The 23,263-nt window shown below is 44.4% G+C and carries 16 protein-coding genes, 3 tRNA genes and 4 riboswitches; of the genes, 7 read left to right on the top strand and 12 right to left on the bottom strand.

Annotated elements, in window-relative coordinates; genetic code table 11:
* Positions 1-109: 109 nt before the first annotated feature.
* Positions 110-1,147, bottom strand: a complete 1,038-nt coding sequence (locus tag NFR88_RS06765) for an Ig-like domain-containing protein (protein WP_251614413.1) — start codon at positions 1,145-1,147, stop codon at positions 110-112.
* Positions 1,148-1,270: 123 nt separating this feature from the next.
* Positions 1,271-1,350: riboswitch (cyclic di-GMP riboswitch) on the bottom strand.
* A gap of 265 nt (positions 1,351-1,615) precedes the next feature.
* On the opposite strand from NFR88_RS06765, the gene NFR88_RS06760 reads away from it, so the two are divergent.
* Together NFR88_RS06760 and NFR88_RS06755 are read left to right on the top strand one after the other, a co-directional pair.
* Entirely contained in the window at positions 1,616-2,647 is a 1,032-nt protein-coding gene (locus NFR88_RS06760) for a threonine aldolase family protein (RefSeq protein ID WP_161908864.1), read from the top strand.
* Between the two features lie 36 nt (positions 2,648-2,683).
* Positions 2,684-4,651 (top strand): bifunctional metallophosphatase/5'-nucleotidase, encoded by a 1,968-nt coding sequence (locus tag NFR88_RS06755; RefSeq protein WP_160200880.1) that lies wholly within the window; start codon positions 2,684-2,686, stop codon positions 4,649-4,651.
* Between the two features lie 74 nt (positions 4,652-4,725).
* Here the strand turns inward: NFR88_RS06755 and NFR88_RS06750 are convergent, their stop codons facing one another.
* Entirely contained in the window at positions 4,726-5,838 is a 1,113-nt protein-coding gene (locus NFR88_RS06750; RefSeq protein WP_251614410.1) for a HutD/Ves family protein, read from the bottom strand.
* A gap of 119 nt (positions 5,839-5,957) precedes the next feature.
* Here NFR88_RS06750 and NFR88_RS06745 point away from each other — a divergent pair, with 119 nt between their 5' ends.
* The 4 genes from NFR88_RS06745 to NFR88_RS06730 all read left to right on the top strand — a co-directional run bounded on the left by NFR88_RS06745 (position 5,958) and on the right by NFR88_RS06730 (position 9,104).
* On the top strand, positions 5,958-6,830 hold the full coding sequence (locus NFR88_RS06745) for a 2-oxo acid dehydrogenase subunit E2 (RefSeq protein ID WP_160200878.1): 873 nt from the start codon (positions 5,958-5,960) through the stop codon (positions 6,828-6,830).
* A gap of 10 nt (positions 6,831-6,840) precedes the next feature.
* Entirely contained in the window at positions 6,841-7,251 is a 411-nt protein-coding gene (locus NFR88_RS06740; protein ID WP_160200877.1) for a C-GCAxxG-C-C family protein, read from the top strand.
* Positions 7,252-7,439: 188 nt separating this feature from the next.
* Complete coding sequence (locus tag NFR88_RS06735; RefSeq protein WP_160200876.1) at positions 7,440-8,147, top strand: ATP-binding protein; 708 nt, start codon at positions 7,440-7,442, stop codon at positions 8,145-8,147.
* A 45-nt stretch (positions 8,148-8,192) separates the two neighbouring features.
* A complete protein-coding gene (locus tag NFR88_RS06730; RefSeq protein WP_251614408.1) occupies positions 8,193-9,104 on the top strand; it encodes a PfkB family carbohydrate kinase in 912 nt (303 codons plus the stop codon).
* Positions 9,105-9,156: 52 nt separating this feature from the next.
* Here NFR88_RS06730 and NFR88_RS06725 read toward each other — a convergent pair whose 3' ends face one another.
* The 5 genes from NFR88_RS06725 to NFR88_RS06705 all read right to left on the bottom strand — a co-directional run bounded on the left by NFR88_RS06725 (position 9,157) and on the right by NFR88_RS06705 (position 17,490).
* Positions 9,157-9,804, bottom strand: coding sequence for a trimeric intracellular cation channel family protein (locus NFR88_RS06725; RefSeq protein WP_251614405.1), 648 nt, complete (start codon positions 9,802-9,804; stop codon positions 9,157-9,159).
* A gap of 52 nt (positions 9,805-9,856) precedes the next feature.
* A riboswitch (glycine riboswitch) is annotated at positions 9,857-9,940 on the bottom strand.
* A 3-nt stretch (positions 9,941-9,943) separates the two neighbouring features.
* Positions 9,944-10,033: riboswitch (glycine riboswitch) on the bottom strand.
* Positions 10,034-10,157: 124 nt separating this feature from the next.
* On the bottom strand, positions 10,158-15,005 hold the full coding sequence (locus tag NFR88_RS06720) for a bacterial Ig-like domain-containing protein (protein WP_251614402.1): 4,848 nt from the start codon (positions 15,003-15,005) through the stop codon (positions 10,158-10,160).
* Between the two features lie 122 nt (positions 15,006-15,127).
* Positions 15,128-15,331, bottom strand: a riboswitch (cobalamin riboswitch).
* 186 nt (positions 15,332-15,517) lie between these two features.
* Positions 15,518-15,955, bottom strand: coding sequence for a hypothetical protein (locus tag NFR88_RS06715; protein WP_251614399.1), 438 nt, complete (start codon positions 15,953-15,955; stop codon positions 15,518-15,520).
* A gap of 199 nt (positions 15,956-16,154) precedes the next feature.
* Positions 16,155-16,230: transfer RNA gene (locus NFR88_RS06710), tRNA-Ala, on the bottom strand.
* Between the two features lie 27 nt (positions 16,231-16,257).
* Complete coding sequence (locus NFR88_RS06705) at positions 16,258-17,490, bottom strand: dynamin family protein (RefSeq protein ID WP_251614397.1); 1,233 nt, start codon at positions 17,488-17,490, stop codon at positions 16,258-16,260.
* Between the two features lie 127 nt (positions 17,491-17,617).
* Between NFR88_RS06705 and NFR88_RS06700 the strand changes: the two genes are divergently transcribed.
* The gene (locus NFR88_RS06700; RefSeq protein WP_251614395.1) at positions 17,618-18,943 is read left to right on the top strand and encodes an oligosaccharide flippase family protein; all 1,326 of its coding nucleotides are present in this window, start codon (positions 17,618-17,620) and stop codon (positions 18,941-18,943) included.
* Between the two features lie 34 nt (positions 18,944-18,977).
* On the opposite strand, the gene NFR88_RS06695 is transcribed toward NFR88_RS06700, so the two are convergent.
* From NFR88_RS06695 to NFR88_RS06675, 5 genes are all read right to left on the bottom strand, one after another.
* Positions 18,978-19,694: a lysophospholipid acyltransferase family protein gene (locus NFR88_RS06695; protein WP_251614392.1), complete on the bottom strand. Its 717-nt coding sequence runs from the start codon at positions 19,692-19,694 to the stop codon at positions 18,978-18,980.
* An 81-nt stretch (positions 19,695-19,775) separates the two neighbouring features.
* Positions 19,776-19,851: transfer RNA gene (locus NFR88_RS06690), tRNA-Ala, on the bottom strand.
* A 52-nt stretch (positions 19,852-19,903) separates the two neighbouring features.
* Positions 19,904-19,977, bottom strand: a tRNA-Gly gene (locus tag NFR88_RS06685).
* Positions 19,978-20,208: 231 nt separating this feature from the next.
* A complete protein-coding gene (locus tag NFR88_RS06680; RefSeq protein ID WP_160200869.1) occupies positions 20,209-21,969 on the bottom strand; it encodes a Na/Pi cotransporter family protein in 1,761 nt (586 codons plus the stop codon).
* Positions 21,970-22,149: 180 nt separating this feature from the next.
* A complete protein-coding gene (locus NFR88_RS06675) occupies positions 22,150-23,244 on the bottom strand; it encodes an S-methyl thiohydantoin desulfurase domain-containing protein (protein ID WP_251614378.1) in 1,095 nt (364 codons plus the stop codon).
* Between the last annotated feature and the right edge of the window lie 19 nt (positions 23,245-23,263).

Raw genomic sequence — 23,263 nt, 5'->3', positions numbered from 1 at the left:
TCAAGCCTTCAAACGTGTATTTTCAAATGGTTTCAGGTTGTTTTTCATAAATTTTTCACAAAAAAAGAGCCACCGAAGGGTGGCTCACAAGTCAAAACTTCTATCCAAGTTACATCAGGAAAAGCTGCGCAGAAGCAGCAGCAAAAGTTCTTCCGCTCTGATAGTGATAAGAAACTGCCATAGATTTCGCATTTTTATGTAACATATTGGCAAGGTGATACTTAGAATTTTTCCACTGATTAAAATACACCTGTGCCGCAGCTTTTGCATCACTGTAAGAATCTGTACGCCATGCCAGATTTTCAGCTGTGCCCCGGTAAGAGAGCTTCAATCCTAAGTCCGTATACACAGAATCGAAATCACCTTCAGTTCCTTTTTTTGTATATCTCATATGCCCCATGTCTTTATTGGCCCAGGCTTCCTGTGCCCGCAAATCTGATGCCGCCTGAATGCTGTAAGCGTACTGCAGCGGTTTGAGACCTTTTTCTGCTCTCAGATTGTTAACAAGGCGCAGCATTTCTTTTTGATAAGTCTGGTCGAATTTCGTTCCTACTGTCACCAGACAGCTTGCGGTAGCGCCATTATGCGCTTTTGCTGTAATCTTAACGGTTCCTTTTCCCTTTGCGGTTACCTTTCCGGAAGAGCTGACCGTTGCGATGCTCTTGTCTGAACTTGTCCATGTCACTGTCTTTGACGGCGCTTTCGCAGTTACTGTTGCCTTCAGTGTAAAAGATGCAGTACCATACAGCGGCTTGGTTTTTCTGTCCAGCGAAATCTTCGTTACAACGCCGGTCTTAGCAGAAACTACATTGCTGTAATCCGATTTACTGTCGCCGGAAACAGCGCGTACCTTAAATTTGTAAGTGGTGTTCTTTGCGAGACCCATAAAAGAAGCTGTCGCATTTGCTGTAGTGCGGACTCTCTTCCAGCTTTTAGAACTGCTGTAATAGCGGTAAACCTGATATTTCTCAGCTCCACTGACCTTACTCCATGAAACCTTCACAGTTGTTGTTCCTGAGGAAATCGCCTTAACGGAAGACGGTGCTTTCAGCGACGCTTCTGCTCCGGCAAATGCAAAGCTGCTGCCTGCCATACAAACAACCAGTGCCAGGCACAGTGTCAATGCTAAAAATCTAATCTTTTTCATCGTTTTTTCATCCTTTCCAATTATTGCATTTATCATTTTATCACAATTTATTTTAAAATAAAATAGCCTTGTGCGCAACGCATCAGGCTATAGTCTTCCAATAAAACAGTTTTATTCACTGTAAGGTGCAACTGGCTGCCTTGGCTTTACAAGGCCCTATAGCTTTGCGTCATCGCTTCACAACGATTTTGCCTTTAAAATTACGATTTAAGGTTAGCATATCTATCCCTGTTTGTCAATAGCTCGAGGTTATATTTTTATAAATTTTCCCACTTTATTCTTAGGCTATACACTTATATTCCAACAGTAATTATCATTATATTTCAAATATATTCTAACCAAATATTCACTTCAGAATATAGTTGCAAAATTTTTTCCAAAATCTAGTGAATTCTCCCCGAAAATATTTTATAATGGATTTAGAATATTTTATCGTGATAAAACTTACCGACTAGGAGGAACAAACCCATGATTTTTTTCAGAAGTGATTACAGTCAGGGCGCTCATCCAAAAATTCTGGATGCACTGATTGCTACCAATTTAGAACATACTGACGGGTACGCCCTTGATCCACACAGCGAACGCGCTGCACAGATGATTAAAGATTTAATCGGCAGAGCGGACTGTGAAGTTCACATGATGGTAGGCGGAACCCCTACCAATGTCATCACCATCGCTGCAGCACTGAAGCCCTGGGAAGCTGTCGTTGCAACCAGAGCTGCCCATATTTACTCTCACGAGTGCGGTGCGGTGGAGGCTACAGGACATAGAGTGCTGACTGTCGACGGCGTTGACGGCAAGCTGACGCCGGAACTCATCGACAACGCATGGCTGGAATATGAGGATGACCACACTGTCGTTCCTAAGATGGCATACATTTCCCACACCACCGAAAGCGGTACCGTTTACACTAAAGCAGAACTGGAGGCTCTCCGCAAATGCTGTGATGCCCACGACATGTACCTCGGACTGGACGGCGCCAGACTCGGTGCCGGTCTCACCTGTGAGGATACCGACCTTACCATCCAGGATATCGCAAGACTGACTGATGCCTTTTACATCGGAGGCACAAAAAACGGTCTGCTCCTTGGCGAAGCTGTTGTTATCTTTGATGAAAACATCAACGATCACTACCGCTGGATGATTAAGCAAAACTGCGGCATGCTGGCAAAAGGAAGACTCATCGGCGTGCAGTTTGAAGCACTTTTGGAAGGCGGCGAAAACAGCCTTTTCTTCCAAATCGGCGCTCACGAAAATGCTATGGCAAAGAAACTGCGCGAAGGAATTGCTGCCTGCGGCTATGAATTCGACGGCACTTCTACTACCAATCAAATTTTCCCAATCTTTCCAACCGAAATGGTCAGAGAACTGGAAAAAGAATTTTTCTTCTATGATTGGGCTGCTGCCGGAGAAGGCAAGCGTGTCATCAGGCTGGTAACCTCCTGGGGCACAACTGAAGAAGACGTAGACGCATTCTTAAATGCGCTAAAAAAATTCTAAACCTGAGTTTCATAAATTACGAAAGGAGTCGTTCCCATGAAAAAAAGTAAAAAACTTTTTGCTGTTTTACTGTCCTTGTGTCTCATCACAGTAATGATGCCAGCGACAGCTTTTGCAGCAGAGGCAAAAACCGGAGATATCGTCATTCTCCATACCAACGATACCCACTGCAATGTAGAGGGAAATCTTGGTTTTGCAGGTGTTGCCGCCTATAAGGCTGACAAGCTTCTGGAAACCGACTATGTAACCCTAGTTGACGCAGGTGATGCTATTCAGGGTGATGTCATCGGTGCCCTTTCCAAAGGCGATTATATTATTGATATTATGAATGCGGCAGGTTACGATATCGCAATTCCGGGTAACCACGAGTTTGACTTTGGCATGGACACATTCCTGACGCTGGTATCCAAGGCAAATGCCACCTATATCAGTGCAAATTTCCTGGGTTCTGACGGCAAATCGGTATTCAAGCCTTACGAAATGAAAACCTACGGCGACAAAAAAGTCGCTTTCGTCGGCATTTCTACGCCGGAGTCTATCACCAAATCCACGCCTGTTTTCTTTCAGGATGAAAATGGCAACTACATCTACAGCTTCTGCGACGGCAACAATGGAAAAGACCTTTATGATGCTGTACAAAATGCCGTAGATGATGCTAAAGCAGCTGGCGCAGACTATGTCATTGCAGTAGCTCACCTTGGTATCGGTGAAAGCGAAAATCCTTGGACTTCAGAAAACGTCATCGCTAACACCAGCGGAATCGACGTTATGATTGATGGTCATTCCCACAGTGTAATCCAAGATACTAAAGTCAAAGCAAAAGACGGAAAAGAAGTCATTCTAACTCAGACAGGCACCGGAATTTCCTATATCGGCGAAGTCATCATCAAGACCGACGGACAAATTTCCGCTTCTCTGGTTTCCGGCTATACCAAAAAGGACAGCGCTGTAGCTGCTGTTATCAGCGGTATTAACGCTAATCTGAAGGCTGTAACCGAGAAAGTCATCGGCACCTGTGAAGTCGATGTAGACGACTATGACGCTGACGGCAACAGAATGGTAAGAAATCAGGAAGCCCCTGCCGGAAACTTCTGTGCTGATGCATACCGCGCTGTAACTGGTGCGGATATCGGTCTGGTTCAGGGAGGCGGCGTTCGCGCAGCCATCAAAAAAGGCGAAGTTACCTATGGCAGTCTCATCACAGTAAACCCTTGGAGCAATCAGCTAGGCGTTATCGAGGCTACCGGTCAGCAGATTCTTGACGCACTGGAACACGGCGCAAAATCCGCACCTTCCGAAAGCGGCGGGTTCCTGCAGGTATCCGGTCTGACTTACGATATCGATACCACCATCCCTTCCACAGTGGTAACTGATGACAACGGCATGTTCGTAGAAGTAAGCGGTGCAAGAAGAGTCACCAACGTGAAAGTCGGCGGTGAAGCAATTGATCCTGCTAAAACCTACACCGTAGCTTCCAGCCTTTACATCCTTACCCAGGAAGGCGACGGTTTCACCATGTTCAAAGGTGCAAAGGAAGTAACCAAAGAATCCATCACCGACGCGCTAGCGCTGGTTCAGTATCTTGAAAAAGATTTAGGCGGTAAAATCGGTCAGACTTATGCAAAGCCAGAAGGCAGAATCGGTATAATCAAGGCTTACAACTCCAAAGATATTGCCGCTTCCATCGAAAAAGCCGGCAAGGATGCAATCAAGGCATACAAGGCAGCTCTTGCCCGCACCACAAAGATTAAATCAGCGACCGCTTCCAAGAAGACTTCCAAAATCACGGTAAAAATCAGCGGAAACAGCAACGCAAGCGGCTTTTATTATCACGTTTACAATGCAAAAGGCAAGAAAGTTTCTTCCTTAAGCAAGACCTCAAAATCCTTTACCACAAAGAAACTGGCAAAAGGCAAATACACTGTAAAAGTTACGCCGTATACTTATGTAATGGGCGAAAAGATTTACGGTAAAATCACAACAAAGAAAGTAACTGTGAAGTAAATAAAAATCGTAACTGCAATTCAAAACGGCATGCCGGGCAGGACCCCCCCTGCGGCATGCCGTTTTTCTCATCACTAGTCGTCCTTCTCTATCATATATGCGTTTCCATCTTTGTCGTAACGCTGCATTCCTGCTGTCTTATACCTTTTCATGAGCTTATCCATTCTTTCGTTGGTAGAAAGTTCCCTCTCCCGCACCCTTTTCTCATAAGGCGTCAGATTTGCTACATCCTTAATGTGCTTCCTTGCAGGCTTTGGAACAACCATAAGATAAAGCAGCGGTGATACGAGTAAAATATCTGCCAAGAACCAACCAACCATTGCCAGCACCCATTGCAGTACCGTATCAAATCTGTTGTATCCTATGCCCAGAATCGCGCAAAACCCTAAAGTCGTAATAATGAAAGGAATATAAAACTGTTCCAGCTTCCGAATTGCCTTGGAAAGTTCTTCATCAAACCATTGATTTTTTAAACTCTTTATAATATATTTGGCACCGCGGAACTGCACGTTGGACAAATAAATGCAGGTCTTAAAATCGTCAAAGGAAACTCTTTCCCTCGGAATCACCGTAGCCGCCATCTCCTCCGGATGATAGTCGTAGAATATCTGCGCCCGAATCAGAGTGCCGTCTCCCATCACTGAAACTTCCGCCGGATTCCGATTCTCGTCGTTGATCACAAGCTGCTGCCCCGCAGTAAGCATTAGGGTTTCTCCGCAGACAGTCACTGCTGCAAAACCCTCAGTGCAATATAGCGCTGTCGTATAGCGCTCGAAAGATGGATAGGAGTCCCGATCCAGCGGTTTACTTTGCTCTTCCGCCATAATAACATCTAAGAAGCCCTCATTTCCTTTTTTAACCATCAGATTGTAGTCGGTGATTTTGCCAAAGCTCTTAGTCGTATATGCACCGTCAAATCGATCCTGTTCAAAAGGCTGCAGTCTTGCAACTCGCACATCCTGATGGGCAAGCACTGCGTTTCCCGAAAGAACCATCAGCACCCGGTCATAGTCCGCAAGCTTAGAAAAGGTCGTTTCTTCTAAGTCACACGTCGCACTGGACAAACGCCAAATAAAGTTCCTTTCCAGGTATCTGGATTCCTGTGGGAAAATCGCCAGCTGTGTAGTCGTTCCACCGGTCCAGTTCGATTTGTTAAAATCCGTTTCTTTATAAATCTTGTATTCCATATTTTTCTTCCCGGTTCATTAAGATATTCTTAATTATACCGCTCCTTTCTTGATTTCACAACCTTTTTATAGTATAATGCTACAGTGATTGAGTATTTTTTTCGATTGGAGATTTAGAAATGAAACGATCTGACGGATACAGACTTTCGGGCTGCGACCCGTTTTATGAGATTACGCCTTACATTATGCCCAAGCGATATGACGCAGTCAACTACATCGACCTGGAGCTGGATCTCGAGCCTATTCACAGCTATATAAACAAATGCCGCGCAAGTGGAGTTAAGATGGACCATATGAGCGTCATCCTTGCCGCTTATCTCAGATTGGTGTCTCAGTACCCCAATTTAAACCGTTTCGTCTGCAACAAGCGAATTTATGCCAGAAACCACTTCTGCGTATCCTTCACCACACTGAAGAATAATAATACCGAAGAAACTGTGACGAAAATTTATTTTAATTTAGACGATGATATCTTCGAAGTAAACAGAAAACTGGCAGAAGCTATCGAGTTGAATAAAAGCGCCGGTATCAATAATGCTACCGATATGCTACTTCGCGGTGTCATGCGAATTCCCTTTTTGGTCGGCGGCGTTGTCGGCGTTCTAAAATGGTGGGACAAGCATTTTTCTCTGCCTTTCAGCATTGTAGATGCCAGTCCGTTCCATACATCCCTCTTCATTACCAATCTGGCGTCTATTCGCCTGAAAGCCGTCTACCATCATATTTACGATTTCGGCACAACAGGTATCTTTATCGCCATGGGTCAGCCTGAAAAAAGACTTTTTAAGGTCGGCGAGGTCATCGAAGAGCGCAAAGTGCTTCCAATCAAGGTTTCTGCTGATGATAGAGTAGAATCCGGCTATTACTACGCGAGGTGTTTCCGCGAATTCAAACGCTATGCAGGTCACCCTGAGCTTTTAGAAGAAAAACCTCAGTCCATCACTCCCGACCCGAATTTAAAGGAAAAATACACAAAATTCATTGTAAAATAGAGAGAGCGACATGAACAGAAAAGAACTCGCAGTAAATCTGCACCACAAAAAATTCAACTGTGCCCAAGCTGTAGTCTGTGCCTTTGCGGATACCTTGGACTGTGACACAAAGACAATCTTTAAGCTGGCAGAAGCCTTTGGAAACGGAATGAGCACCCGCGGTACGTGCGGCGCAGTTTCCGCCATGGCGATGGTCATCGGCATGAAAGAATCCGACGGCGAATTGGATAATCCCAAGACAAAAGTAAACTGTTATAAGCTGATGAAAAAAGCGACCGAAATGTTTACTGCCAAAAACCAGTCTGTCATCTGCCGTGAACTCAAAGGACTTGACGGCGGCATCCCTCTTAGAAGCTGCGATGGCTGCATCGAAGATGCTGCTGCAATTTTGGATGAGCTGCTTTTTGACAACATGGAATAAACTTTTTTCACGAATTTTACAGGCAATGCATTCTCTTTTGCTGCCTGTTCTTTTTTTGAGGAATATCTCACGATAATTCCCAAAATTACGCAGGTTTTAAGATTCGACTCACGTGGTATGAACACAACATTAAATTCATGTCATTAGGCACGTATAATCCAAATTCCATCATTAAGGAGGAAACAAATATGATTCGTAAAATTATTCAAATAGACAGTGAGAAGTGCAACGGCTGCGGGGCTTGTGCCGCTGCTTGTCACGAAGGCGCAATCGGCATGGTTGGCGGAAAAGCCAAACTGCTGCGCGACGACTACTGTGACGGTCTTGGCGACTGTCTTCCCACATGTCCAACGAACGCAATCACCTTTGTGGAGCGCGAAGCCGCTGCCTATGATGAGGAAGCAGTGAAAGCAAACATGATGACAAAAAAACTGGCAATCGAACTGCAAAACCTGCAGGCAAGCTGTCAGGGAGATTGCGCAGGCGGCGGCACTGATACAGACAGTGCTTCTGCGGGCAACAGCAAATCCGCTGCTTCAAAACTGACAAACTGGCCAGTACAGATAAAGTTGGCACCTCTTTCCGCACCATATTTTGACAAAGCAAATCTTCTGATTGCGGCAGACTGCACCGCCTATGCTTACGCAAAATTCCACGAGCAGTTTATGACAGGTCGCGTAACGCTGATTGGCTGTCCAAAGCTGGATGGTGTAGATTACAGCGAGAAGCTCAGTGAAGTCCTGCGGCGCAACAACATCTCCTCGGTCTCAGTGCTCCGTATGGAGGTCCCTTGCTGCGGCGGACTTGAGACTGCGGTTTCCCGTGCGATTTCTGCCAGCGGAAAATTTCTTCCATATCAGGTAGTGACGATTTCTGCAGAAGGTGATATACTATAAAACGAAGTTACAGCGAAGTTTTAGTTAATATGGAGTTATCCGCAAGTGAAAAAGATTTTAGTCATCGGCTCTACAGTTGCCGATATCATCATCAATCTGGACTTTCTGCCCACTACGGCACAGGATGTCCACGTTAAATCGCAATCCATGTCTCTGGGCGGCTGCGCACACAACGTAGCGGACATGATTCGTCATTTCGACGTGCCTTACACACTGTTTTCTCCAGTGGGTACAGGACTTTACGGAGATTTCGTCCGCAATCAGCTGGCCTCAAAAGGACTGGCTTCACCTATGCCAACGCCGGATATGGCAAACGGATGCTGCTACTGCTTTGTGGAAGAAAGCGGCGAGCGAACCTTTATTGTAGACCATGGCGCAGAGTATCTCTTTTACAAAGAGTGGTTTGACATGCTGAATCTGTCAAAGCTACAGTGTGCCTACATCTGCGGTCTAGAAATAGAAGATAAGACAGGCAGCACTATCGTAGATTTTCTAGAAACCAGCGGGCTGCCGGTGTTCTACGCACCCGGTCCTCGAATCTGTCTCATTGACGATGCATTAATGGAACGAATTTTTGCACTACGCCCAATACTCCACTTAAACGAGGACGAAATTTGTCGTTATACTGGCTGTGTTGCTATTTCCGATGCTGCCGCGGTATTACATAAAAAAACGCAAAATACCATCATCATTACCAACGGTGCCAACGGCGCTTACTATTTCGATGGAACTGCAGGCGGCGAGGGTCTTGTACACGTAGCACCGGTGCCTGCCGAAAAAATCGTTGACACCATCGGTGCTGGCGACGGTCACTGCGGCGCAGTGATGGCAGGGCTTTCCATGGGACTTTCCATGTACGATGCTATCGCAAAGGCTAACGCTGCCTCCTCTCTGGTGGTATCCAACAAAGGCGGCGTCCTATCCGATGAAGAGTTCAAAGCAGGCGGAATCCTGTAATAAAAAGCGAAGCTGTCTTGATTACAATTAGACAGCTCCTTTATATTCCACATTACCTGTCGCTTGTACCGACACCCGGTTTCGGCAGACTCCATCTGAACTTTGCAGCCAGAAGCCGTAGCACCAAAACAATGACAACTCCTGCGATAATTGATACGCCCTGCCCAAAGGGCTCCCACATCAAAGAGCAAATCACTGCACCAATCAGAGAAGCGCTGGCATAAAAATGCTTTACGAAGATATAAGGCGGATCCTGTGCCATAACATCGCGGAGCACACCTCCCCCAACACCTGTCACCGCTCCGACAAAAATCATCAGAAACAAACTAAAATCTGTAGAAACACTATAAGCTGTTTCGATTCCTACAACAGTAAAAATGCCCAGACCCACAGAATCCAGCCAAAGCATTATCAAATCATAATAATTCTGCCTTTTAGAAAAGAGCCTTTGCATCCAAGGAGTGCAGACAATTAATGCCGTTCCTATCGCTACGATAGCATAAATTGGATTCTGAAATGTCTTTGGCGGTGTAATCCCTAAGATTAAGTCGCGAATCACACCACCGCCCACTGCTGTAGTGAGACCTAAGATAGAAATGCCTAAAATGTCCATGCCCTTGCGAATACCGGTCATGGCGCCAGAAACAGAAAAAGCAACAGTTCCAATAATTTCGAGAATAAAAGAAATATATGCAGACACAAAAACCACCTCCAAGCGTATCTTGCATGAGTAAATGAGATAGAATATTACACTCTGTCTTTTTACCTGAAAGATTCTTCCGCCCCTTCACGGGCAGAGTTGCTTCATCGGTGGTTTCTTTTTACACTTTCCAGAGGTCTGTCCGGAAACGGTCCTGTTGCCTGAGAGTTTTGCCCCTTCGGCGGCACGGCGCTACGCTTAAGCCCATGCGCTCTCCCGATTCCATCATCCAGATAATCAAAGTATACCATATTAAAAAAATGCTTGTCAACGGGGACTTTCCTCATCAGAATGCGTTCCAATGCCTGTAAAAAGAGGACGCTGTCCGGCGTCCTCCTTTCATTATACGGTTATTATTTCTTTGACCAAAGTCTGTTTGCGTATTTGCACTGTTTCAGCGCTGTCTTTGCAACCAGCTTTCCGTCTTTATCATAGACCCTGATCTGAACCTTGTAATAATACATCAGACCTTTCTTACCAATTGTATTGGTGTAAGTATTACCTGTCTTTGTCAGCATGCTCTTGTAACCCGCTGCCTTCTTTGTGGAACGGAAGTACATGTATTTTACAGTATATCCCATTTCCTTCAGCTCTTTAATCGCCTCGGTTGTGGTCTTGTCTGCCTTGACAGTAACCTTCACGTTTTTCTTGCTGGTCTTAGCAGAACGCGCAGTCAGCTTCATCTTGGAAATCAATCCTGTTACTGCTTCAGGACCTGGGTCAAGCGGTGTGTCTGGATCGTCAATATCGGTATCGCCTGGATTTTCCGGATTAATAACCGGTGTATCCCACTTGTCTGATCCCTCTTCCTTGGTATAATCGTCAGTATAGTGGAAAACAATTACATTTCCGTTTTCAAGATACTGTTCGCTGACACCATACTCCGGATGTCTTCCATTTAAGGTGTACATCCAGCCGGAGTTTCTTCCATTATCCAACTCGCTAAGGGTCAAATTGCCCTTTGTTACAGCAGAGATATAGTTACCACTCGGATTGGTAAAGCTGATATCAGTTCCCTTCACCGCCTCTTTTAATGCATCCCAAACGGTTGCGTTATTGCTGATGGTTACGGTTTTGGTATCCAGCCATACAGGCAGGTTTCCTTTCGATAATGTGTGAACATCCTGTTCAGATTCTCCATGGAGTGTATCACCCAGAATTTTCACACTTACCGTAATATCACTTCCTGCCGGCTGCATAACGGTTACGCTAATCACTGCACCGATACCGTTGTGCACCAATTTCACTTCCTGAGTGCCTCTCTTTGTCGAATCGAAATTCTGTACTTCTACTTCACTTGGTTCAAGTACCTTTGTTTCACCGGTATGGTATGTTGCAGTAATTGTCATGCCCGTAAAGGAGAATGCCTCGCCGACAAGGTACTCTGTCTTGTATTCGCCAGTGATGTTCAAGTCAATCACAATCGGATCTTTTTGATCGTCGGAATAAGTTAGTCTTACAGCATCTGCTCCAAGCGGGTCATCTGTTCTATTGTGGTTATCCTTTGTAAATCCGGAAATATTCGGTTTATCAACAGATGTGTCAACGTAAGTTGCACCGCTTTCATTTTCATGGGTTTTGCAGCTTGTATCTACGTACTTTACAAATCCAATTCCTTTTTCTGCACCGCAGTCGCTTGCATAGTAGTTTCCAGCGATGTTGTCAAATTTATTCAAGCTTGCAAGGTAGCCGATGACGCCGCCGACATAGCTGCCGTCTGTTGCCTCAACCTTACCTGTAAATTTGTTCAACTTAAAGACGCCTGTACCCCAGTTCTGATTGACATAGTAGTCAGCACCCATAATGCCGCCGACATAATCTTTACCCGTAATTGTACCGGTGGAAACATTGCCTATTACGACAATTCTAACTCCATTTGGCGCTGTTGAATTTACATATCCTCCGCCAATGATGCCGCCGGCCTGCTCCCCGGAAGCTGTTACAGTGCCGTCAAAAGTACAATTCTTCACTTCACACTGACCCATAGCATTATCTCTTGAGCCAATGATACCGCCGACATAGTTGACACCCTGAACAGTTCCATGGTTGACGCAGTTTTCGATGCTTCCCTGCATTCTTCCTGCAAAAGCGCCTATATTGGACTGATTTCCGTCATATCCAATAGTAACGCCCTCTTCAATTGTACAATTCTTTATGGTTGCTACAAAACCAGCTGAGCAACCTGCAAAACCATTGGTTGTAATATTTGCACCGATGAGACCGGACTTCAGTGTAGAGGTTCCTTTTACCAGTGTTACGTTGTCGATTACGATAGCGCTTCCTGATAGACCGACACCCTCAAAGTTGTTGACAAGTCCATAGCCTGCAATCTTCTTACCAAAAATCTTCAAATTGTGAACTTCTGCTTCCTTTACATAGCCAAGCAGAGGCAGACCGTCCTCCGGCACCGTAATCTGATGTCCTTTACCGTCCAGGTTTCCGCTGAATGGATAGAGGTTTGCCCCCTTCTCAATGTCTACTTTTCCATTTTTCGTCACACCCATCGGTTTCCAGTCGGCTGGAAGCGTGATGTTGTTTTCCAGTGACAGATGCTTATTCTTGAAGGCATAGCCTGAGTTAACCAATTCCTGCACTACCAGTAGTTGTTCTAAGTCCTCAATCTGATACGGTTTTTCTTCCGTTCCGTCACCCTTTATTCCTGCCTCTGACAGTTTCTGCTCTGCAAAACTCTGCAAGTCTGTAACTACTACTTTTGCTGTATCAGATGCCGCAGCAGCGGTATATCCCTGTAAGCTATTCGTTACAACACAGTAATAATAGAAGGTGCCGGCTTCATCAGTTGGTGCATAATAACGGTTGAATGTTGCATCTTCGATTGGTGTTCCACCCTCATTTTTGTCTTCCGTATTAACATACCACTGATAGCTTAAGCTGCCCTGATCCTCTCTACCTGTACTAACGTACAAAGTCGGCTTAGAGTCCCCAATAAGAAGCCCCTCATTGCCTCTTGGCTGTGTAACAAATTTTGGTGTAGAAGCAGCATTTGCCTTGATAAACACATAGATGCCTGTTACAGCTTTTCCCGCATTATCTTTTTCTCCGGTTGTTGCATAGGAGCGATAAGTTTTTCCCTTAAAGGTGCAAGTAATCTCGCACCGCCAGAACCAGCCTTCATTATTTGCATACTTTGCCTCTGTATATGGTATAATCTCTGCATCCGTCTGACAATAAGTTCCACCTTTACTAGTTTCTGCACCAGGCCTAGCGACATCTCTATACCACTGATAACTGTAAGCAGCGCCTTCTATCTTGTTTTCAATCTGGAAAGAAAGCTGTGCTGCTGTTTCATCAGCGTTATATACAAAACCTTTCTTCCAGGCATACTCGTCTCCCAGTTCTCCACCAATATTTGAAAAAACTGCCTTCGGTGTCGGATCTGGATCGACTACAATCTTTACGATATCAGAAACAGCAGTTTTTCCTTCCCCTTCTGTATTGGTAAACTGACAATAATAGTAAGTCGTACCAACTTTTTCGGTAGATGGCGTATAGTCCTTAGAATTTGCACCTTCAATGGCTACTGCGCCTTCGATAGACTGTGTATCATTCTGATACCACTGATAGGAAACAACTCCGCTGGCGCTTGCCTTGGTCTTCAGTTCCTTTGCCTTTGCTCCCTGAAGATAATCAGCAGACTCCGGCTGCAGCAAAATAGTAGGCTGCTCAGTCGCAGGTTCCTTTTCATAGCAGATGTGATACGTCTTTTCTTCGCAGCTGTTTGAAGAAACTGAAATCTCCACATCCATACAGTCATTTTCATCCCAATCCAGGGTTAAATCTCCTGCTACGCCGCTCGTAAATTCGGCGCCATTGACTTTAATAGTATAAGAGGAAGCAAAAGCGGTTGCCTTAATGGCTGTCGTTTTTGCATTAGAATCGAGATAAACATGGTAGGAAGTTTTATCTGCATTAAAGGCTTTATCGACAACACCTTCCAGTTCAAGACCTTTCAGCGTTGCGATAATATTAGCGTTTATTTTGTAGTCTGCAACCTGCCCAACGTCGCCATAATAAAAAACGTTATAGCAGCCATTTCTTATGTAAGCTGCATCACCGGAGCTACTGCCCCACCGACTGCTTACATACTTCGATAAAGTTTCACCAAGATATACATTGGTTGGATCATCGGGGTTATCAGAAAAGCTGGAATAAATATACATGCTGCTCGCACTGAGATAGTCAGGAACATCTACAGTATATCCGTCAAATTTCCCTTCCTGCAATGCTGGAGTAATTTCAAGTGAATTCTCACGTGCCAAAAAATCAGCTCTAGTTCTATAAAGTTCAAGCACTTTTAAGGATGGCTCTTCCACCATTTGAACTTTTATGAGCGGCATAACGATATCTGCTTTAGAGTCAAACATGGTCAAATAGCAAAATCCCGTTTCCTGCTGCAGTGTCAAATTAGCAAGCGCATTGTTTCCGCTGGCAACAGCGCCCTCGATTGGCACCACTGCACCTGTTTCCGCATCAATAAGCCCTATGGAAATTCCATCCATTTCTGTTGCATTTCTAAGACGTTCTGCCTCTTCAAATGTTCCATACTGATCTAAAGAAAATCCATAGCAAAATAAGCCGAAATTTTTTCCGCTGATTTTTTTCAGACTGGTAATCCGATCCCAGTGGATTCCATCATGTCCACCCGTAAAGTAAGAAGTAGCAACCCCTGGATACACATCCTTCTTTTCAGCTGAAGCATAACGGAAGAATTCCAAGCAATCGCCTGCCTTTAGTGCTGTCTTTGCTGCAGCTTCCGCAGAAAGTTGCCCGTTGATGACAACACCGCTATCTGAAGTTTCTTCTCCAAAATAACGAGTTACATTCCCGTTCTCATCTAAAGCCAGCCTAGAGCCTGCTGTCTCCTTCGTAAATTCTTCTCCATATTTAGCAATATGCGCCTGTACCAGTGCGTCCAGTACGGAAACGCTTTCCTTTACGCTATCTTCATAACCGTAGCGTTCAGCAAGGTCTGCCGCAACTTCAGTGTCAATAAGCGGCTTGTGCAAGAATTTCTGGTTAGCCTGAGATGTAATAGTCACCTTACAGGAACCTGCTGCCTCGCTTGGTTCTGAACTGTCTGCAGAATCTGCAAAAGCCATGGACGGCATCATGCTGAAAACTATCAGTAAACTGAGAATCAGCGCAAAGGCTTTTTTCATGTTTCGTTTTCGCTCTTTCATATGTTTTTCCTTTCAATTCGATTTCGCAGCCCGGTCTTTTGCAAAAAGAAAAGACTCTAGGCTCTTCGCCTACAGTCCGATTTCACTGTATCTATATTCCGGATTCTTACGGTTAACCTCGCCGCAAATCCTCATCTCGTGCAGGTCTCCTGGCTCATGGATTCTCGCTCTGACTTTCCTTCCCAGGTTTCCCCAGTGGACAGCTTTCACAGCTCATAATCAAAACAATCCAATTACAGTGGCGGGTCCGCGCAAGGCTCTCACTTGCTTCCCTCTTAGCTTCCCTGTGGTATGCACAGGGAAGAACACAAAATGTTGCTTACTTTAATTTAGTTTAGTTTTTAATTAGGGTTTGGAGACTTCTTTTCCACGCTCCTTTCCCGGCAGGATTCCTGCCAAATACTCTCCGCTTACATTGTACCACTCTCAGACATATTTTGGCAAGCTTTTTTTATAAATCTGATTCAGCCAGTTCCAAAAAGTCTGCCTAACGATTCTCCAAAATCTCTGGTTTAATGTTCTCTTCTCTTTAATAGTTCTGTTTCCAAACGATTTACACGGAGAAGCAGCATTTCTCTTTCCTGGTTCACTTTCAAAGCTTCGTCGAGTTTTCTATCCAAGCTCAAATGCCCCTCTGCAATAACTGCTATATTTCTGTTTACTTCGCTTTCCAATGTGATTTTAATCTCTCGGATATCCTTAGTAAATCTTTCGTCCATCTCCGAAACTCTTGTGTTGAGGCACGTCACCTTTTCGTCAAGGTCCAATACCTTCTCATCCAGACATGTCACCTTCTCGTCGAGGCACGTCACCTTTTCGTCAAGGCACGATACCTTCTCGTCGAGGCACGATACCTTCTCGTCGAGATATGTCACTTTGTTATCAAGACTGTTTAATTTCTCTTCCATCTTCTCTAATTTGTCCAAAATCATTCTAGTTTCTTCTGTCATTATAATGCTTCCTTTCTCCTGTCATGCAACCAAGTCTTACGTTGGATTTTTATTATAGCATAAAGACGATTACTCTACAATTCCCAAGATTTTCTGAAAATGTTTGCACCCTTTTACAGAATTTCTATGACCCCCAAATTTATCTCACAATGTATATAAAACGCCGAAGTGCTTGTCTCCGACGTAATTCAATCTTCTATGGTGGACCCGATGGGGATTGAACCCACGGCCTCTGCGTTGCGAACGCAGCGCTCTCCCAGCTGAGCTACGGGCCCATAAAAGGGAGCTATCTCCCTTAATTCTTATAATTTCTCTCTGATTCTGCGCAAACTGCGCCCCAGTCTGTTAATCGCATTGATTCTGCGCACAACTGCATAAGCATTTTCCTCCCTATAAAGCAAAATGTCACTCAAAGTTGTATTCAAATCATTGCATAGCGTATCGACCTCACGCAAGAAGTCATCTTTACTCATTGCCACAAGTCCTGCCGGCAATTCTTCAATCTCATATTGATACTCCATGCCAAACAGCTCCAATACCTTCGCCGACAGCTGCAGCTTGATTTCGTTTAAATGCAGTTCATAAAAGCTTTCTGCTGCTGCAGCCTTTGTTCTGCATGCCTGAACGGTCTCATGGATTTGCTCAAAACAATCATCAAGCTCCTTGTATTCCATGTTCATAGCCTTCCAGTAAAAATCCAGCTGATTGAGTGTTCTGGAAATCAAATCTTTCAGCTTCTTGGCTGCGGACTCTTCCAGAATCTCTCCGGCATTTTTCAGGCAGTCCTCAGTAATGGAGGTTTTCAATTCCTCTACGCCAGCACCCGTTTTAGCGCTGACAGGAAACATCGCTACAGAGTCAACACCCATCAGCTGACAGAGAAGTTTCTGACAGTACTGCACATAAGCTTGTAAATCTGCTTCTCCAACCACATCAATCTTATTTACAGCAAAATAAAATTTCCCTGCAAATTCTTTGGTACTCTGTAGAAAATCAATCTCAATCTGATTAATGGGACTGTCCACTGACAGCAGGAAAATCACCGCATCACTTTCCTTCATATAGTGATATGCCGTTTCCGTGTTATTTTTATGAAAAGAACCAACACCAGGCGTATCCACAAAGGTCAAACCATCTTTGAGAAACTCCGATGGCGTACGCAAAATCACCGAATCCACCCCTAACCTGTTGTCCGCATTCTCCTGTTCACTGATAAATGCTGAAAGTTCTTCAAACTCAATCGGTGTCACCACGCCATTTTGAAAATGCACCTCACAGCCTTTATCGCCATAAACAACTCGAGTAACAGCAGATGTAATCGGCACAATACCGACAGGTAAAATCTCAGCTCCCAAAATCGCATTGGAAAGACTGCTCTTTCCTCTCTTAAACTGGCCGATTATGGATACTGTCATATCTCTTTTTTCTAATTTATCAATTAACGCCCGCACTTCTTTCGCCTGACCGCTGCAGGCCCCATCTGCCGCAAGCAGTTCATATACGTTCTGACTTTGCTCTAAAATTTTTCCGCTCATTAAAATGTTTCTCCTAATAAATTACTGACTTTTTCAGTATATCACAGGAAATTATGCAGTGCAATACAAACCGGCGCATAGAATCCGTTCCCTGCTCATAGATATAAATAGAATAAGGAGTGTGTCTATGACCTTTGGAAAAGTGAAACAGAATATCACAGTGCTGGCTGCATCCAACTTAATCATCGGACTCATCGAGTTCGTCTTCAATATGTATCTCGCCAGAATTCTCGGCGCACAGGGACTGGGTCTTCTCAGTCTGGTGGCCCCAATCAATTGTCTCTTCCTGTCATTTATGACAGAGGGCATCGTCGTCACCATGTCGAAAATCTCCGCAAAACACGAGCACTTCAACAACTATACCGAAATGAATCAGACTGTAAAAATTGCCACCTTTGCCAGCTTTTTCTGGTCTGTTTTTCTTGTTGGTATCGTTTTAATCACCGCAAAGCCTATCGCCTCCGGTTTTCTTGGTGACAGTCAACTTGTCTATCCCATTCTCGCTACCTGTCCTCTAATGATTTTAATGTCCATCTCTAACATCACTAAGGGGCACTTTCTGGGACTTACAAAGATAAGAATTCCCTCTGCAATCAACATCAGCGAAAAAATACTGCGCTTTCCTATTTTATATCTTCTTATACGCTTCTGCCTCAATCGGTTTGATTTTCCTGCAGTAACGCTGGTTTATCTGTGCTATGCCATCGGAGAAACGCAAAGCGTCTTACTGCTGCTGTTATACTATAAAAAAACTAAGCCGAAAGTAAAAACCTCTGTACCAACGAAAAAAGAAATTTCTGGGGTTCTCTTTTCGCTGATAAAAGGTGCTGCTCCGATTTGTCTGACTCAGTGTCTTTTAGAGGGCGTCAATGCATTTTCTTCTGTCATCGTAAAACTCCGGCTTTGCACCTGCGGATATCCGGTTACTGAAGCGTTGGCACTTTTGGGTCAGTACAAAGGCATGGTCTTCCCCCTTATCAACTACCCCATGATTCTGGTGGGCGCGGTTTGCTCAATCGTGGTTCCCAAAATATCCACTATGGCCGCTGCCGGAAAAGAAAAGTTTGTCGGCAGGCTCATCACACGAACTCTGGGGCTTTCCTTCTTCATCGGCATTTTGACCTGCTCTGTATTTTGCGTTTTTGCGGATTCCATGGGACAGTTTTTCTATAAACAGGACAATTTAGGACTAATGATTCGCCTCGCCGGACTGCTGGCGCCCCTTTTATATATGACCGCCTCCACAACCAGCCTTTTAATCGGAATCGGCTGTGAGGGACAGTCTTTCCGCAATTCGCTGTTTCAGCAATTACTGCTCCTAATATTTCTAATTATCTTTACTGGAATTCCCGCACTGAATATTTACGGATATCTGATTGCCATTGCGCTTTCCAATATAATTCTACTTTCCAAGAATTTACATGCATTAAGATTACATAAAAAAAGAACATGACCTTCCTTAAAAGGACAGCCATGTTCATGTTCTGTTAATTTTCAGCATACACCGCAATGTTTTCTTCAATCTTGCTTTTCACCATCTGGGCAATTTCAGTTGTTTTTTTGCCCGCATATTCCTCATAATAGATTGGTTTTAATATATGCACCTGCACTGTAATAAACCCCGGTACATTTCTGTCAAATGGCTTATATGCGTCAATCAAAGCTACAGGAACGACAGGACATTTCGCCTTGACCGCCGCTTTAAAACTGCCTCCCTTAAACTCCAGCAGCTGATTTCCGTTTCTGCTTCTTGTCCCCTCAGCAAAGATAATACAGTTTTCGCCCTGCATTACACGATGACTTACTTCGTTGATTACTCTAAGGGACTGTTTCACATCGCGTCTGTCCATAGGAAGCGCATTCATACAGGTAAAAATCTGCTTTACACCGGGGATTTTCATTAGTTCCTGCTTCATGACAGGACAAATTGGTCTCTGGCAGGCTTCAATCATTGCAAAACCATCAAAAATTCCCTGATGATTGGGATAAAAAATATACCCATCCTTCTCCGGAATATTCTCTCTTCCATAGACTTTGATATCCAAATTTCCGCTGATTTTGGCACGCTCTACAATATACTGCAGCGGCCGCAGCTTTTCCTCTCCGCTATAGCGTTCCGGATGTGCCGCATACCAGTAAATTCTACCAAAAATTGACGGTACACGAAAAATATTCTTTAAAATAATTTTTGTCAATCGATTCATTTCATTTCTCTAGCTTTCTGATTTTTTGCTTCTGATATACTCCGAGATGGAAAAAAAGCAGGTGTTCAACCTGCTTTTCATTGGTGGAGAATAGGGGGTTCGAACCCCTGACCTTTTGACTGCCAGTCAAACGCGCTCCCAGCTGCGCCAATCCCCCACGCTTATGATTCGATTATAGCTCAGTTTCAGTCTTATTGCAAGTATATTCATGGAGCGGGCAATGGGAGTCGAACCCACCTCCTCAGCTTGGGAAGCTGATATTCTACCGATGAACTATGCCCGCACAGTAACCTTTTTTATTATATACCTTTTTGCGCGCGAATTCAATATAATTATCTCACGAAATGCGAAAGAGCGGCTGTTTAGCCGCTCATAAAGTTTACTCTCACTCTTCATTTAGTGATAATTAATTATTGATACATTTATAGTCTGCATCTGGACTTATTCTTTATCATCTCTCTAACGTAGAGTATACTCCTTTTTCTCAATACAGTCAAGCATTTTTTTGTTTTTCTTACCGCACAGGATCCAGGAACTGTTTTTCATAATATGCAGTCATGGCTTTGTATTCATCAGAATCTCTATCGAAGACTTCGCTCTTATGGGTATCCAGGCTCTGCCGCACGATACGCTGGTGCAGATGCTGCGCAATGTTGATGCAATGGTCTGAGATTCGTTCCATGTTAGTCAGAATTTCCACATAGGAAATGCCGCCCTGCGTACTGCATTGACCAGCTTTCAGGCGATCGATATGTTTGGATTTCAGCATATCCACCAAATAATCCACATTGTCTTCAAGAGGACCAATTTTATGACAAACACTTTCCTTCTCTTCCTGATAGGCAGTAACCGTTACGCTGAGCGCCTCATCTACTGCTGCCTGCAGATATCTCAATTCACAAAGAGCATCCTCAGAAAAGACTATATTCTGTTCCATATTAAACTCTGCTACATCAAGAAGATTCTGGCAGTGGTCTCCAATCCGTTCAAAATCACCTACGGTGTGCATAAATTCCGTCGCCAAACGGTTCTGCTCCACATCCAAATGCTGCTCTGTAATGCGAACCAGATAATCCCCCAGAACGGTTTCGGTCTTATCTAGGAAATTTTCATTTTCTTTGATTTTCTCGAAATCTTCAGTCCTATACTTAAACAAGCAGTTCGACGCCAGGCGATAATTTTCCAAAGCAGCATCCGTCATAGAAACCATGACTTTTTTGCACTGTTCCAGAGCCAGCGCCGGCGTAGGAATAAAAATCGGATCCAGCAGTTGCAATTCTTCATCGATTTTAGAAACATTCTTGTCTTTGACGATTTTCTTCGAGAACTGAATCAAGAGGTTTACACAAGGCAACATAAATATACAGGTTGCTAGATTAAATAAAGTATGGAAATCTGCAATACGACCTCTATTTACAGGTTTATCCCAGAAGCTAAATCCAAACAGCCCCTGATATACATAAATCAGCAGCAGAAAAATTACTGCACCTGCAATGGACATTGTGATATCAATACAGACAGCCCTACGTGAATTTTTATTGGTGCCGATACTTGCAAGAAGCACCGTGACGCATTTTCCGATGTTTTGTCCGATAACAATAGGCGCCGCCATGGAAAAAGTAATAGCGCCGGTTGCAGACATAGCCTGCAGTACGCCGACAGAAGCAGAAGAACTCTGCAGCAGCACAGTTACTGCCATGCCGGCAAGAACGCCCAGCACCGGATTGGTCAACACCAGAAAAATCTGCATAAATTCCGGTGAGCTTGCCAGCGGCTTAAAACTGGACTCCATCATATTCATTCCGATGAACAAAATCCCCAGCCCAACAGCGATACCAGCCTTATCTTTGGTCTTGTTTTTCTTAGAAATCAGCATAGCAAAAGCGCCAATCACAACACAGAGAGGCGCAAAAGATACTGGCTTCAGCATCTGCAGAAGGAAATTATCGTTGTTAATATCTCCCAGTCTCAAAATCTGAGCGGTGATGGTCGTACCAATATTGGCACCCATAATGACGGGAACTGCCTGTACCAGTTTCAGAATGCCAGCGTTTAAAAAACCGATTACCATAATAATCGTCGCCGACGAACTCTGAATGACTGCCGTTACTCCTGCGCCAAGGAGGACTCCCTTACCTCTGCTGCTGGTCAGTCTCTCAAGGGTTTTCTCCATCTTCGCTCCGGCAAAGCGTTCCAGGGATTGTCCCATCAGCTTCATTCCATAAAGGAAAAGCCCTACACCGCCGAGCATTGTAAGTACAGCTTGTAAATCCAAAATATTCTCTCCAATGTAAAATTCTACTATAACTTTTGTTTTAATTATACTATACTTGCCTCGCTCTTTTCAAGCAGGTGTACACAATTTTGTCAAAATCTCTCACATTTCTGCCAAAAAAGCGGGCTTTGCCCATGGCGATAACTCGCCGGCAAAGCCCAATTGCATCTAGCAATCATACTAAAATCTCACCATTGGTCCTTCATAACCACATTTTTTGAAGTGTGGCGCGAAGCTGTTTCTTGCGGTTTCAGTTGCAAACCACTTTTCGTCTACCGGTGTACCGAAGTACTGTACATGCATACCTTCCAGTACATCTGCGGTACTAAGTGGGTAGTAATTGTCCTTGTCAATACTGCAGATTACGTCGGGACAGCTCATTACGGTTTCTCCTGTGGTCAGGTTTTCTAATGCCATACTTTCATTTGCAGCAAGAATTCTGTATTCTACGCCTTCTGCATCAGTAACGATGGTAGTCGCTATGTCGTGGCCTTCGTTAATGACAGATTCCTTCTTCGTTACCACACCTTCAGCCAGCAGTTTCAGAGGAACCAATTTTCCGACAGTTTCTGACACATCTACGCCTTTTTCCTTTGCTTCAAGGATTGCTTTTCCCACAGCGATTGCCTTTGACAGTGTTCCTGGAACCAGTTTTGTCAGAATATCTTCTTTAGAAGAGTACCAGCAAGTCATACCCAGCATATTTTCATAGAGATCCAGAATTCTTCTGGTGGTTCTCTCAATGATTGCAGCGTCAAGGGGATCGCTCGGCTCAATACGAATTACGTGACCTCTTTCAGAAGTCAGAACTCCAGGGTAGAACGGCACACCATTTAAGGTGTACAGGCAGCATTCAAGGCCCGGGCATGCACGGTCACAGCCGTCTGCGTCAACCACCGGAATACCTTGCGCAATGCTTACCAGAATCGGAAGAATGCAGCACAAAGAACCCTGTTCCGGCGGAAGTGCTGCTGCAATACCGTGAGGAACTTCCTCTGCCGCAACTTCATAGCCATGCTTGAGCAGCTTGTCAAATAAGTCGAGAACGGTTTTGATATCTACTGCTGTAGGTGCGCCGATTCCACCGAATACTGCCGCATACTCATCGTCTTTCATTTCCTCCGGGGAAATCATCGGCACTTTGTAGTCAGGATATCTTTTTTCCAGTTCAGCCAGCATTGCAAGCCCTGCATCCATGCCGCCGCCTCCGCCGCCAGCAAGGAAAGCACCGCCATAAACCATGTATTCTACATCTTTCCAGCTTAAATATTTCATATGTATACCTCCTATACTT

Source organism: Senimuribacter intestinalis, from assembly GCF_943192965.1.
GTDB lineage: Bacteria > Bacillota > Clostridia > Peptostreptococcales > Anaerovoracaceae > Senimuribacter > Senimuribacter intestinalis.
This window is presented reverse-complemented; position numbering and strand designations above follow the sequence as displayed.

Excerpts from the sequence above, each read along its gene's own strand:
- NFR88_RS06765 (WP_251614413.1), bottom strand. The coding sequence starts at position 1,147 with ATGAAAAAGATTAGATTTTTAGCATTGACACTGTGCCTGGCACTGGTT.
- NFR88_RS06760 (WP_161908864.1), top strand. The coding sequence starts at position 1,616 with ATGATTTTTTTCAGAAGTGATTACAGTCAGGGCGCTCATCCAAAAATT.
- NFR88_RS06755 (WP_160200880.1), top strand. The coding sequence starts at position 2,684 with ATGAAAAAAAGTAAAAAACTTTTTGCTGTTTTACTGTCCTTGTGTCTC.
- NFR88_RS06750 (WP_251614410.1), bottom strand. The coding sequence starts at position 5,838 with ATGGAATACAAGATTTATAAAGAAACGGATTTTAACAAATCGAACTGG.
- NFR88_RS06745 (WP_160200878.1), top strand. The coding sequence starts at position 5,958 with ATGAAACGATCTGACGGATACAGACTTTCGGGCTGCGACCCGTTTTAT.
- NFR88_RS06740 (WP_160200877.1), top strand. The coding sequence starts at position 6,841 with ATGAACAGAAAAGAACTCGCAGTAAATCTGCACCACAAAAAATTCAAC.
- NFR88_RS06735 (WP_160200876.1), top strand. The coding sequence starts at position 7,440 with ATGATTCGTAAAATTATTCAAATAGACAGTGAGAAGTGCAACGGCTGC.
- NFR88_RS06720 (WP_251614402.1), bottom strand. The coding sequence starts at position 15,005 with ATGAAAGAGCGAAAACGAAACATGAAAAAAGCCTTTGCGCTGATTCTC.
- NFR88_RS06715 (WP_251614399.1), bottom strand. The coding sequence starts at position 15,955 with ATGACAGAAGAAACTAGAATGATTTTGGACAAATTAGAGAAGATGGAA.
- NFR88_RS06705 (WP_251614397.1), bottom strand. The coding sequence starts at position 17,490 with ATGAGCGGAAAAATTTTAGAGCAAAGTCAGAACGTATATGAACTGCTT.
- NFR88_RS06700 (WP_251614395.1), top strand. The coding sequence starts at position 17,618 with ATGACCTTTGGAAAAGTGAAACAGAATATCACAGTGCTGGCTGCATCC.
- NFR88_RS06695 (WP_251614392.1), bottom strand. The coding sequence starts at position 19,694 with ATGAATCGATTGACAAAAATTATTTTAAAGAATATTTTTCGTGTACCG.
- NFR88_RS06675 (WP_251614378.1), bottom strand. The coding sequence starts at position 23,244 with ATGAAATATTTAAGCTGGAAAGATGTAGAATACATGGTTTATGGCGGT.